The 13,164-nt window shown below is 64.4% G+C and carries 10 protein-coding genes; all 10 read left to right on the forward strand.

The window, feature by feature from the left end:
• Positions 1 to 18: 18 nt before the first annotated feature.
• A complete protein-coding gene (gene mtnA, locus ACTJJX_RS31090) occupies positions 19 to 1,095 on the forward strand; it encodes an S-methyl-5-thioribose-1-phosphate isomerase (protein ID WP_003091449.1) in 1,077 nt (358 codons plus the stop codon).
• 236 nt (positions 1,096 to 1,331) lie between these two features.
• On the forward strand, positions 1,332 to 4,103 hold the full coding sequence (gene gyrA, locus ACTJJX_RS31095; protein WP_003091448.1) for a DNA gyrase subunit A: 2,772 nt from the start codon (positions 1,332 to 1,334) through the stop codon (positions 4,101 to 4,103).
• A gap of 87 nt (positions 4,104 to 4,190) precedes the next feature.
• Positions 4,191 to 5,276 carry a 3-phosphoserine/phosphohydroxythreonine transaminase gene (serC, locus tag ACTJJX_RS31100; protein ID WP_003111764.1) on the forward strand — a complete coding sequence of 362 codons (1,086 nt, stop codon included), beginning with the start codon at positions 4,191 to 4,193 and terminating at the stop codon, positions 5,274 to 5,276.
• Positions 5,276 to 6,373 (forward strand): prephenate dehydratase, encoded by a 1,098-nt coding sequence (gene pheA, locus ACTJJX_RS31105; RefSeq protein ID WP_003091446.1) that lies wholly within the window; start codon positions 5,276 to 5,278, stop codon positions 6,371 to 6,373. The genes serC and pheA overlap by 1 nt, the downstream gene beginning before the upstream one ends.
• 68 nt (positions 6,374 to 6,441) lie before the next feature.
• Positions 6,442 to 7,551, forward strand: coding sequence for a histidinol-phosphate transaminase (hisC, locus tag ACTJJX_RS31110; RefSeq protein ID WP_003115433.1), 1,110 nt, complete (start codon positions 6,442 to 6,444; stop codon positions 7,549 to 7,551).
• Complete coding sequence (locus tag ACTJJX_RS31115; RefSeq protein WP_016852636.1) at positions 7,544 to 9,784, forward strand: bifunctional prephenate dehydrogenase/3-phosphoshikimate 1-carboxyvinyltransferase; 2,241 nt, start codon at positions 7,544 to 7,546, stop codon at positions 9,782 to 9,784. The genes hisC and ACTJJX_RS31115 overlap by 8 nt, the downstream gene beginning before the upstream one ends.
• Positions 9,784 to 10,473: a (d)CMP kinase gene (gene cmk / locus ACTJJX_RS31120; RefSeq protein ID WP_003106707.1), complete on the forward strand. Its 690-nt coding sequence runs from the start codon at positions 9,784 to 9,786 to the stop codon at positions 10,471 to 10,473. The genes ACTJJX_RS31115 and cmk overlap by 1 nt, the downstream gene beginning before the upstream one ends.
• A gap of 267 nt (positions 10,474 to 10,740) precedes the next feature.
• Complete coding sequence (gene rpsA, locus ACTJJX_RS31125; protein ID WP_003091442.1) at positions 10,741 to 12,420, forward strand: 30S ribosomal protein S1; 1,680 nt, start codon at positions 10,741 to 10,743, stop codon at positions 12,418 to 12,420.
• Between the two features lie 136 nt (positions 12,421 to 12,556).
• Positions 12,557 to 12,841: an integration host factor subunit beta gene (gene ihfB, locus ACTJJX_RS31130; RefSeq protein ID WP_003091441.1), complete on the forward strand. Its 285-nt coding sequence runs from the start codon at positions 12,557 to 12,559 to the stop codon at positions 12,839 to 12,841.
• A gap of 25 nt (positions 12,842 to 12,866) precedes the next feature.
• A complete protein-coding gene (locus tag ACTJJX_RS31135; RefSeq protein WP_003452745.1) occupies positions 12,867 to 13,121 on the forward strand; it encodes a lipopolysaccharide assembly protein LapA domain-containing protein in 255 nt (84 codons plus the stop codon).
• The last annotated feature ends 43 nt before the right edge of the window (positions 13,122 to 13,164 follow it).

The following is a 13,164-nucleotide window of genomic DNA, read 5'->3' on the forward strand; positions in this document are numbered from 1 at the left end:
TCAGCGAGAGGTGTGTGCATGCGAGAGCGACTGCTGGCGGCCGAGCGGGTCAAGGCGATCGAGTGGCGGGACGGTACGCTGCGGTTGCTGGATCAGCGCCTGCTGCCCCAGGAGGAGGTCTGGCTCGAACACGAGTCGGCGGCCGAGGTGGCCAAGGCCATTCGCGATATGGTCGTGCGCGGCGCGCCGGCCATCGGCATCAGCGCCGCCTACGGCATCGTCCTTGGCGCCCGCGCGCGCCTGGCGCAGGGCGGCGACTGGCGCGCCGCGCTGGAGGAGGACTTCCGCCTGCTGGCCGACTCGCGACCCACGGCGGTCAACCTGTTCTGGGCGCTGAACCGCATGCGCGACCGTCTGGAGCGAATGAAAGAGGGCGACCAGCCGCTGGCGGTGCTGGAAGCCGAGGCGATCTCCATCCATGAAAGCGACCGCGAGGCCAACCTGACCATGGCCCAGTTGGGCATGGAGCTGATCCGCAAGCAGCAGGGCAGCCCGCAGAACATCCTCACCCACTGCAATACCGGCGCCCTGGCGACCGGCGGGTTCGGCACCGCGCTGGGGGTGATCCGCGCCGCGCACCTGGAAGGCCTGGTCAATCGCATCTACGCCGACGAAACCCGGCCCTGGCTCCAGGGCTCGCGACTGACCGCCTGGGAGCTGGCCAACGAAGGCATCCCGGTCAGCCTGAACGTGGATTCGGCCGCCGCGCACCTGATGAAGACCGAAAACATCACCTGGGTCATCGTCGGCGCCGACCGCATCACCGCCAATGGCGATGTCGCCAACAAGATCGGCACCTACCAGCTGGCGGTCAACGCCATGCACCACGGCGTGCGCTTCATGGTGGTGGCGCCGAGTTCGACCATCGACATGAACCTGGAGAGCGGCGAGGACATCCCGATCGAAGAGCGCGACGGTCGCGAACTGCTGGAAATCGGCGGGCGACGGGTGGCGGCCGAGGTCGATGCCTACAATCCGGTATTCGACGTGACCCCGGCGGACCTTATCGATGCCATCGTGACCGAGCGTGGCGTCGTCGAGCGTCCCGACGCCGAGCGCATGGCCGCCCTGATGAGCCGCAAGCGCCTGCATTGAACGAGGCGACTGGAGGTCGTCCCCGCCAGGGCCTTTGCCTTGGGCTGGGGCGTGGGCTGTGGTAAGCTCCGACGGTTATTCGAGCGCCCCGCGGAGGGGCCTCGAGAGTGCGCGAATCCTTGACTCAAGTCGTTGATTTGTAGTGAGTTGGCGCTGCTCGGGCATGCGCCGACCTACTTCGTTTGCCTCAGGATCGAGGCGGCGAAGTTCCACCAGAAAAAGGAACCAGGCTTCTCATGGGCGAACTGGCCAAAGAAATTCTCCCGGTCAATATCGAAGACGAGCTGAAACAGTCCTATCTCGACTACGCGATGAGCGTGATCGTCGGGCGGGCCCTGCCGGATGCACGTGACGGCCTGAAGCCGGTGCACCGCCGTGTGCTTTATGCCATGAGCGAGCTGGGCAACGACTGGAACAAGCCCTACAAGAAATCCGCCCGTGTGGTCGGCGACGTGATCGGTAAGTACCACCCGCACGGCGACACCGCGGTCTACGACACCATCGTGCGCATGGCGCAGCCGTTCTCGCTGCGCTACATGCTGGTAGACGGCCAGGGCAACTTCGGTTCGGTGGACGGCGACAACGCCGCAGCCATGCGATACACCGAAGTGCGCATGGCCAAGCTGGCCCATGAACTGCTGGCGGACCTGGAAAAGGAAACCGTCGACTGGGTGCCCAACTACGATGGCACCGAGCAGATCCCGGCGGTCATGCCGACCAAGATTCCCAACCTGCTGGTCAACGGTTCCAGCGGTATCGCCGTGGGTATGGCGACCAACATCCCGCCGCACAACCTCGGCGAAGTGATCGACGGCTGCCTGGCGCTGATGGACAACCCCGACCTGACCGTCGATGAGCTGATGCAGTACATCCCCGGTCCGGACTTCCCCACCGCCGGCATCATCAACGGCCGCGCCGGGATCATCGAGGCCTACCGCACCGGTCGCGGGCGCATCTACATCCGTGCCCGCGCCGTCGTCGAGGAGATGGAGAAGGGCGGCGGTCGCGAGCAGATCATCATCACCGAGCTGCCGTACCAGTTGAACAAGGCGCGGTTGATCGAGAAGATCGCCGAGCTGGTGAAAGAGAAGAAGATCGAGGGTATTTCCGAGCTGCGCGACGAGTCCGACAAGGACGGCATGCGCGTGGTCATCGAGCTGCGTCGCGGCGAGGTGGGCGAGGTGGTCCTCAACAACCTCTACGCCCAGACCCAGCTGCAGAGCGTGTTCGGCATCAACGTGGTGGCCCTGGTCGACGGCCAGCCGCGCACGCTGAACCTGAAGGACATGCTCGAAGTGTTCGTCCGCCACCGCCGCGAAGTGGTGACCCGGCGTACCGTCTACGAGCTGCGCAAGGCCCGCGAGCGCGGGCACATCCTGGAAGGCCAGGCGGTCGCCCTGTCGAACATCGACCCGGTGATCGAGCTGATCAAGAGTTCGCCGACCCCGGCCGAGGCCAAGGAACGCCTGATCGCCACTGCCTGGGAGTCCAGCGCGGTGGAAGCGATGGTCGAGCGTGCCGGCGCCGACGCCTGTCGCCCGGAAGACCTGGATCCGCAGTACGGCCTGCGCGACGGCAAGTACTACCTGTCGCCGGAACAGGCCCAGGCGATCCTCGAGCTGCGCCTGCATCGCCTGACCGGCCTGGAGCACGAGAAGCTGCTCTCCGAATACCAGGAAATCCTCAACCTGATCGGCGAGTTGATCCGCATCCTGACCAACCCGGCGCGCCTGATGGAGGTGATCCGTGAGGAGCTGGAAGCGGTCAAGGCCGAATTCGGCGATGCTCGCCGCACCGAGATCGTGGCTTCCCAGGTCGACCTGACCATCGCCGACCTGATCACCGAGGAAGACCGCGTGGTGACCATCTCCCACGGCGGCTACGCCAAGTCCCAGCCGCTGGCCGCCTACCAGGCGCAGCGTCGCGGCGGCAAAGGCAAGTCCGCCACCGGGATGAAGGACGAGGACTACATCGAACACCTGCTGGTGGCCAACAGCCATGCGACCCTCCTGCTGTTCTCCAGCAAGGGCAAGGTGTACTGGCTGCGTACCTTCGAGATTCCGGAAGCCTCGCGTACCGCGCGTGGCCGGCCGCTGGTGAACCTGCTGCCGCTGGACGAGGGCGAGCGGATCACCGCGATGTTGCAGATCGACCTGGAGGCGCTGCAGCAGAACGGCGGCGCCGATGACGACCTCGACGAAGCCGAAGGCGCGGTGCTCGAGGGCGAGGTGGTCGAGGCCGCCGAGGTCGAGGAAGTCGAGGGCGAGACCGCCGAGCTGGTGGCCGAGCCGACCGGCGCCTACATCTTCATGGCCACCGCCTTCGGTACCGTGAAGAAGACCCCGCTGGTGCAGTTCAGCCGTCCGCGCAGCAGCGGCCTGATCGCGCTCAAACTGGAAGAGGGCGACACCCTGATCGCCGCCGCGATCACCGATGGCGCCAAGGAAGTCATGCTGTTCTCCAGCGCCGGCAAGGTGATCCGCTTCGCCGAGAGCGTGGTGCGCATCATGGGCCGCAACGCCCGCGGCGTACGTGGCATGCGCCTGGGCAAGGGGCAGCAGCTGATCTCCATGCTGATTCCGGAGTCCGGGGCGCAGATCCTCACCGCCTCCGAGCGCGGCTTCGGCAAGCGTACCCCGCTGAGCAAGTTCCCGCGTCGCGGCCGTGGCGGCCAGGGGGTGATCGCCATGGTCACCAACGAGCGCAACGGCGCGCTGATCGCCGCGGTACAGGTCCAGGAAGGCGAGGAGATCATGCTGATTTCCGACCAGGGCACCCTGGTGCGGACGCGTGTCGACGAAGTCTCCCTGTCCGGCCGCAATACCCAGGGCGTAACCCTGATCAAGCTCGCCAGCGACGAGGTACTGGTCGGTCTGGAGCGTGTCCAGGAGCCGTCGGGCGGAGATGACGAGGACCTGCCCGAGGGCGAGGAAGCTGCCGAATCTCTGGGCGAGTCGGCCGAGTCCGAGTCCGAGCCCGCGGCGGAAGCGGAAGGCAACGAAGAGTAAGGCTCGGGGCGGGCGCCTGCGCCCGCCCGGCCGATGACCTCGGCGGATAACTCACGGCTATCCGCCCTACCTATAGCGAGAGTGGATGTGAGCAAGCGAGCCTTCAATTTCTGCGCCGGTCCCGCGGCGCTTCCCGACGCAGTTCTGCAACGTGCCCAGGCCGAGCTTCTCGACTGGCGGGGCAAGGGCCTTTCGGTCATGGAAATGAGCCACCGTAGTGATGACTACGTGGCCATCGCCAGCAAGGCCGAGCAGGACCTGCGCGACCTGCTCGACATTCCCTCGGACTACAAGGTGCTGTTCCTGCAGGGCGGCGCCAGCCAGCAGTTCGCCGAGATTCCGCTGAACCTGCTGCCCGAAGATGGCGTCGCCGACTATATCGATACCGGTATCTGGTCGAAGAAGGCCATCGAGGAGGCTCGTCGCTATGGCACCGTGAATGTCGCGGCCAGCGCCAAGGAGTACGACTACTTCGCCATTCCGGGTCAGAACGAGTGGACGCTGACCAAGGACGCGGCCTATGTGCACTACGCCTCCAACGAGACCATCGGCGGCCTCGAGTTCGACTGGATTCCCGAGACCGGCGACGTGCCGCTGGTCACCGACATGTCCTCCGACATCCTCTCGCGCCCGCTCGACGTGTCCCGCTTCGGCCTGATCTATGCCGGGGCGCAGAAGAACATCGGCCCGTCCGGCCTGGTGGTGGTGATCGTTCGCGAAGACCTGCTCGGCCGCGCCCGCAGCGTCTGTCCGACCATGCTCAACTACAAGATCGCCGCGGACAACGGCTCCATGTACAACACCCCGGCGACTTACTCCTGGTACCTGTCCGGCCTGGTCTTCGAATGGCTGAAGGAGCAGGGCGGGGTGACCGCGATGGAGCAGCGCAACCGCGCCAAGAAGGACCTGCTGTACAAGACCATCGATGCCAGCGACTTCTACACCAACCCGATCCAGCCGAGCGCCCGCTCCTGGATGAACGTGCCGTTCCGCCTGGCCGACGAGCGTCTCGACAAGCCGTTCCTGGAAGGCGCCGAGGCGCGCGGGCTGCTCAACCTGAAAGGCCACCGCTCGGTCGGCGGCATGCGCGCTTCCATCTACAACGCCCTTGGCCTGGACGCGGTCGAGGCGCTGGTCGCATACATGGCGGAGTTCGAGAAGGAGCACGGCTGATGGCGGACCAGGACCAGCTCAAGGCCTTGCGCCTGCGCATCGACAGCCTCGACGAGAAGTTGCTCGAGCTGATCAGCGAGCGTGCCCGTTGCGCCCAGGACGTGGCGCGAGTCAAGACCCAGACCCTGGGCGAGGGCGAGGCGCCGGTGTTCTACCGTCCCGAGCGCGAAGCCTGGGTGCTCAAGCACATCATGCAATTGAACAAGGGGCCGCTGGACAACGAAGAGGTCGCGCGGCTGTTCCGCGAGATCATGTCGTCCTGCCTGGCGCTCGAGCAGCCGCTGAAAGTGGCCTATCTCGGACCCGAGGGCACCTTTACCCAGGCCGCGGCACTCAAGCATTTCGGCAACGCGGTGATCAGCACGCCGATGGCGGCGATCGACGAGGTGTTCCGCGAGGTCGCCGCCGGCGCGGTGAACTTCGGCGTGGTGCCTGTGGAAAACTCCACCGAGGGGGCGGTCAACCATACCCTCGACAGCTTCCTTGAGCACGACATGGTGATCTGCGGCGAAGTCGAGTTGCGTATCCACCATCACCTGCTGGTCGGCGAAACCACCAAGACCGACAACATCACCCGGATCTATTCCCATGCCCAATCCCTCGCGCAATGTCGCAAGTGGCTGGACTCGCACTACCCGAGCGTCGAGCGGGTGGCGGTGTCGAGCAACGCCGACGCGGCCAAGCGGGTGAAGAGCGAGTGGAATTCGGCAGCGATCGCCGGCGACATGGCGGCCAGCCTGTACGACCTGAGCAAGCTGCACGAGAAGATCGAGGACCGCCCGGACAACTCCACGCGCTTCCTGATCATCGGCAACCAGGAGGTGCCGCCGACCGGCGACGACAAGACCTCGATCATCGTTTCCATGCGCAACAAGCCGGGGGCCCTGCACGAGCTGCTGGTACCGTTCCACAACAATGGTATCGACCTGACCCGCATCGAAACCCGCCCGTCGCGCAGCGGCAAATGGACCTACGTGTTCTTCATCGATTTCGTCGGCCACCATAAAGAACCGCTGATCAAGGACGTCCTGGAGAAGATCGGCCAGGAAGCCGTCGCCCTGAAGGTCCTGGGCTCCTATCCGAAAGCGGTGCTCTGAGCGCGCTGTCATTCCGAAGAGACGGGTCATCGATGAATGCCCCGTCCCGCGTCGAGGCTGAACTATCCATGTCCGATTTCCTTGCCCTGGCCCAGCCGGGGGTGCAAAAGCTGTCGCCCTACGTCCCTGGCAAGCCGGTGGACGAACTGGCCCGCGAGCTGGGCATCGACCCTGCGGCGATCGTCAAGCTCGCCAGCAACGAGAACCCGCTGGGTGCGAGCCCAAAGGCGCTGGAGGCTATCCGCGCCGAACTGGCGGAACTGACCCGTTATCCTGACGGCAACGGTTTCGAACTCAAGCGCAAGCTGGCCGAGCGTTGCGCGGTGGATGCGGCGCAGGTGACCCTGGGCAACGGCTCCAACGACATTCTCGACCTGGTCGCCCGTGCCTACCTCGCGCCTGGTCTGAACGCCGTGTTCAGCGAACATGCCTTCGCCGTCTACCCGATCGCCACCCAGGCCGTGGGCGCCGAGGGGCGGGCGGTCAAGGCGCGCGCCTGGGGGCATGACCTGGAAGCGATGCTCGCCGCCATCGATGGGCAAACTCGCGTGGTGTTCGTCGCCAACCCGAACAACCCGACCGGGACCTGGTTCGGTGCGGACGCCCTGGAGCGGTTCCTCGCCCAGGTGCCGGCGGAGGTGCTGGTGGTGCTGGACGAGGCCTATATCGAATACGCCGAGGGCGACGAGCTGCCCGATGGCCTGGACTACCTGGCGCGCCATCCCAACCTGCTGGTCTCGCGGACTTTCTCCAAGGCCTATGGCCTGGCTTCGCTGCGGGTCGGCTACGCGCTTTCGAGCAAGGCGGTGGCCGATGTGCTCAACCGTGTGCGCCAGCCGTTCAATGTCAATAGCCTGGCCCTGGCGGCTGCCTGCGCGGCGCTGGATGACCATGACTACCTGGCGCAGAGTCGCCGCCTAAACGATTCCGGCATGGCGCAGCTGGAGGATGGCTTCCATGCGTTGGGCCTGTCCTGGATTCCCTCGAAGGGCAACTTCATCGCCGTGGATCTGGCTCGCGATGCCGGTCCGGTCTACCAGGCGCTGCTGCGCGAAGGCGTGATCGTGCGTCCGGTGGCTGGCTACGGGATGCCGACCTTTCTGCGCGTCTCCATCGGGCTGCCGGAAGAGAACGATCGTTTCCTCCAGGCGCTGGGCAAGGTGCTGGCGCATGACTGAGGTCACGCCGCTGCAACAGTCGACCCCTAAGCTGGGCCGCCTGGTGGTGGTGGGGCTGGGCCTGATCGGCGGCTCCTTCGCCAAGGGGTTGCGGAGCAAAGGGTTGTTCCGGGAAGTGGTCGGCGTGGATCGGGATGCCGAGTCTTGCCGCCTGGCGGTGGAGCTCGGCGTGGTCGACCGTTGCGAGGAGGATCTTGGCCGCGCCTGCGTCGGCGCCGACGTGATCCAGTTGGCGGTGCCGATCCTGGCGATGGAGCGGGTGCTGGCCGACCTGGCGAAGCTCGACCTGGGCAAGGCTGTATTGACCGACGTTGGCAGCGCCAAGGGCAATATCGTGCGTGCCGCGCGTGTCGCGTTCGGCGGGATGCCGCGGTACCTGGTACCGGGGCATCCGATCGCGGGTTCCGAGCAGAGCGGAGTGACCGCGGCGAAGGCGACCCTGTTCCGCCGGCACAAGGTGATTCTCACGCCCTCCGCGGAGACCGATGCCGACGCGCTGGCGCTGGTCGACAGCCTGTGGCGCGCGCTGGGCGCGGACGTCGAGCACATGGAGGTCGAGCATCACGACGAGGTTCTGGCGGCCACCAGCCACCTGCCTCACCTGCTGGCCTTCACCCTGGTCGACTCCCTGGCCAAGCGCAGCGAGAATCTGGAGATCTTCCGCTATGCCGCCGGCGGTTTCCGTGATTTCACGCGGATCGCCGGCAGCGACCCGGTGATGTGGCACGACATCTTTCTCGCCAATCGCGAGGCGGTGCTGCGTACACTGGATGTTTTTCGTGACGACCTCGACGCGCTGCGCGAGGCCGTCGACACTGGGGACGGGCACCAGTTGTTGGGCGTTTTCACGCGCGCCCGGGTAGCCCGTGAGCATTTCAGCAAAATCCTGGCCCGTCGGGCCTATGTGGACGCCATGCACAACAACGACCTGATTTATCTGGCCCAGCCGGGCGGCAGCCTGTCCGGAACCATCCGGGTACCGGGCGACAAGTCGATTTCCCATCGCTCGATCATGCTCGGCTCCCTGGCCGAAGGCACCACCGAAGTGGAGGGCTTCCTCGAGGGCGAGGACGCACTGGCAACCATCCAGGCGTTCCGCGACATGGGAGTGGTGATCGAGGGGCCGCAGAACGGCCGCGTCACCGTCCATGGCGTTGGCCTGCACGGCCTCAAGGCGCCGCCTGGGCCGATCTACCTGGGTAACTCCGGTACTTCCATGCGTCTGCTCAGCGGTCTGCTGGCGGCCCAGCCGTTCGACAGCACCCTGACCGGCGACGCTTCCCTTTCCAAGCGGCCGATGAATCGCGTAGCCAAGCCGCTGCGCGAGATGGGCGCGGTAATCGAGACGGGGCCGGAAGGCCGTCCGCCGATGACCATTCGCGGCGGCCAGCGCCTCACCGGTATGCATTACGACATGCCGATGGCCAGCGCCCAGGTGAAGTCCTGCCTGTTGCTCGCCGGGCTCTACGCCGCGGGTGAGACCTCGGTCACCGAGCCGGCGCCGACCCGCGACCACACCGAGCGCATGCTGCGCGGCTTCGGCTATCCGGTGGCGGTCGAGGGCAGCACCGCCAAGGTCGAATCCGGGCACAAGTTGAGCGCCACCCATATCGAGGTCCCGGCCGACATTTCCTCGGCAGCCTTCTTCCTGGTTGCCGCCAGTATCGCCGAGGGTTCGGAACTGGTCCTGCAGCACGTCGGCATCAACCCGACGCGCGTCGGCGTCATCGAGATCCTGCGCCTGATGGGTGGTGACCTGAGCCTGGAAAACCAGCGCGAGGTCGGCGGCGAGCCGGTCGCCGACATCCGCGTGCGCTCCGCGCGGCTCAAGGGCATCGACATTCCCGAGGACCTGGTGCCACTGGCCATCGACGAGTTCCCGGTACTCTTCGTGGCTGCCGCCTGCGCCGAGGGGCGCACGGTCCTGCGTGGCGCCGAAGAGCTGCGGGTCAAGGAGTCGGACCGTATCCAGGTCATGGCCGACGGCCTGAAGGCCCTGGGCGTGAAGGCCGAGCCGACCCCGGATGGCATCGTCATCGAGGGTGGTGCGTTCGGTGGCGGCGAAGTCTGGGCGCACGGCGACCACCGTATCGCCATGTCCTTCAGCGTCGCTTCGCTGCGTGCCAGCGGGCCGATCCGCATCCACGACTGCGCCAACGTCGCCACCTCCTTCCCCAACTTCCTCGCCCTGTGTGCCCAGACCGGTATCCGGGTCGCCGTGGAGAACAATTGATGAACGGCGCTGTACCGATGCTCGCCATCGATGGCCCCAGTGGCGCCGGCAAGGGCACGGTCGCCGGGCTGCTCGCCCGGCGCCTGGGCTGGAACCTGCTGGATTCCGGGGCGCTTTATCGGCTGTTGGCGTTCGCCGCGGTCAACCATGGTGTCGACCTGACCAATGAAGAGGCGCTGAAGGTCCTGGCTGCGCACCTCGATGTGCAGTTCGTCGCCGCCGATGGCAGCCATGGGCAGCGCATCATTCTCGAAGGCGAGGAAGTGACCGATGTGATCCGAACCGAGCAGGTCGGTGCCGGCGCTTCCCAGGTCGCGGCGCTGCCGGCCGTGCGCGATGCGCTGCTGCAGCGCCAGCGGGCGTTTCGCGAGGCTCCGGGACTGGTGGCCGACGGCCGCGACATGGGCACCGTGGTATTTCCCGATGCGCCTCTGAAGATCTTCCTCACCGCCTCGGCGGAGGAGCGTGCGCGTCGACGCTACCTGCAGTTGAAGGCGAAGGGCGCGGATGTCGACCAGTCTGCCTTGCTGGAAGAAATCCGCGAGCGCGACGAGCGCGACAGCCAGCGCGCGGTCGCGCCGCTGAAACCGGCCGATGACGCGATCCTGCTGGACTCCACCGAAATGAGCATCGAGGCGGTGGTCGAGACGATCATCCGGCACTGCGAGCGGCAGGGCTGGGACGTCTGAGGTTTCGGCGCGGGAATTGACGATACAGGGCCTGGTTGCTAATATTCCAGACCTTATGTTGTGGCGTTTTGCAGGTGCGACGAGGGTTGCCTCCCGACTTGCCTGGCGCCATCGCAGAACAACCCAACTGGGCATTCCCATTCGGGAGTGCAATCAGAAGCTAGCAGGAAACCAGCAAATTGTCCTGCGGCTTCATTTAATGACTTGACCGCATTGGCTGGTGATGCGGAATCGGGCCCTTCCGGGCCTTTGACTACAGGTATGAACATGAGCGAAAGCTTCGCAGAACTCTTTGAAGAAAGTCTGAAATCCCTCGACATGCAGCCGGGTGCCATCATCACCGGCATCGTGGTCGACATCGATGGTGACTGGGTCACCGTCCATGCCGGTCTGAAATCCGAGGGCGTCATCCCGGTCGAGCAGTTCTACAACGAACAGGGCGAGCTGACCATCAAGGTGGGTGACGAAGTCCACGTCGCACTGGACGCGGTAGAAGACGGCTTTGGCGAGACCAAGCTGTCCCGCGAGAAAGCCAAGCGCGCCGAGAGCTGGATTGTTCTGGAAGCGGCTTTCGCTGCCGACGAAGTGGTCAAGGGCGTCATCAACGGCAAGGTCAAGGGCGGTTTCACCGTCGACGTCAACGGCATCCGCGCGTTCCTGCCGGGTTCGCTGGTCGACGTTCGTCCGGTTCGCGACACCACCCACCTGGAAGGCAAAGAGCTCGAGTTCAAGGTCATCAAGCTCGACCAGAAGCGCAACAACGTTGTCGTTTCCCGCCGCAGCGTCCTGGAAGCCGAGAACAGCGCCGAGCGTGAAGCTCTGCTGGAATCGCTGCAGGAAGGCCAGCAGGTCAAGGGTATCGTCAAGAACCTCACCGACTACGGCGCATTCGTGGACCTGGGCGGCGTAGACGGCCTGCTGCACATCACCGACATGGCCTGGAAGCGCATCAAGCATCCGTCCGAGATCGTCAACGTTGGCGACGAGATCGACGTCAAGGTCCTGAAGTTCGACCGCGAGCGCAACCGTGTATCCCTGGGCCTGAAGCAACTGGGCGAAGACCCGTGGGTTGCCATCAAGGCGCGTTACCCGGAAGGCACCCGCGTCATGGCCCGCGTCACCAACCTCACCGACTACGGCTGCTTCGCCGAGCTGGAAGAGGGCGTGGAAGGCCTGGTACACGTCTCCGAAATGGACTGGACCAACAAGAACATCCATCCGTCGAAAGTCGTCCAGGTTGGCGACGAAGTGGAAGTTCAGGTTCTGGACATCGACGAAGAGCGTCGTCGTATCTCCCTGGGTATCAAGCAGTGCAAATCCAACCCGTGGGAAGACTTCTCCAGCCAGTTCAACAAGGGTGACCGTATCTCCGGTACCATCAAGTCGATCACCGACTTCGGTATCTTCATCGGTCTGGACGGCGGCATCGACGGCCTGGTCCACCTGTCCGACATCTCCTGGAACGAAGTCGGCGAAGAAGCCGTACGTCGCTTCAAGAAGGGCGACGAGCTGGAAACCGTCATCCTGTCGGTCGACCCGGAGCGCGAGCGCATCTCCCTGGGCATCAAGCAGCTGGAAGACGATCCGTTCTCCAACTACGCGTCCCTGCACGAGAAAGGCAGCATCGTCCGCGGTACCGTGAAGGAAGTTGACGCCAAGGGCGCTGTCATCAGCCTGGGCGACGACATCGAAGGTATCCTGAAGGCTTCCGAAATCAGCCGTGACCGCGTCGAAGACGCGCGCAACGTTCTGAAGGAAGGCGAGGAAGTCGAAGCCAAGATCATCAGCATCGACCGCAAGAGCCGCGTCATCAGCCTCTCCGTCAAGTCCAAGGACGTCGACGACGAGAAGGACGCAATGAAAGAACTGCGTAAGCAGGAAGTAGAAAGCGCTGGTCCGACCACCATTGGTGATCTGATCCGTGCTCAGATGGAGAATCAGGGCTAAGTCTCTGATCCATCATGAAAAAGGGCGGCCTAGGCCGCCCTTTTTCGTTTTCCCCTTCTTGGACCTGTTCAAAGACTGATCAGCATGCTAAAAGAGACCTGAGCTGATCTAGCCGCTTGAAAAAGAAGGGAAAACCATGACCAAGTCGGAGTTGATCGAACGGATCGTTACCCATCAGGGGCAACTGTCCGCGAAGGATGTCGAGTTGGCAATCAAGACCATGCTGGAGCAAATGTCCCAGGCCCTGGCGACCGGGGACCGGATCGAGATCCGTGGCTTCGGCAGCTTTTCCTTGCACTACCGCGCCCCGCGCGTCGGTCGCAACCCCAAGACCGGGGAGTCGGTACGCCTCGACGGCAAGTTCGTGCCGCACTTCAAGCCGGGCAAGGAGTTGCGGGATCGGGTCAACGAGCCGGAGTGACTCTGGCAGATACGAGGTTTTTTCAATGCAATGGCTCGGGCGGATTTTGACTGCTGTGTTTGTGTTGGTGGTTGCGCTGGTGGTCCTGGTTTTCGTATTGGAAAATCAGAATAGCGTCAGCCTTGCCTTCCTTGGGTGGCACACTCCTGACGGTCCGCTTTCTCTCTTCGTGTCTCTGGCTTTCATCCTCGGTGGGCTCGGTGGGTTGTTGAGTGGGGCATTGCTTCGTTTGAGGGGGCGTCGACAAAAATCTCTTCGCTCTGAATCAACCTCTCTATAAGTTCGTCCCTTCCGAACTAATTGCGTGCCAGCTCCGCAGTGGG

The sequence above is a fragment of the Pseudomonas sp. 22490 genome (assembly GCF_052044465.1).
GTDB lineage: Bacteria > Pseudomonadota > Gammaproteobacteria > Pseudomonadales > Pseudomonadaceae > Pseudomonas > Pseudomonas aeruginosa.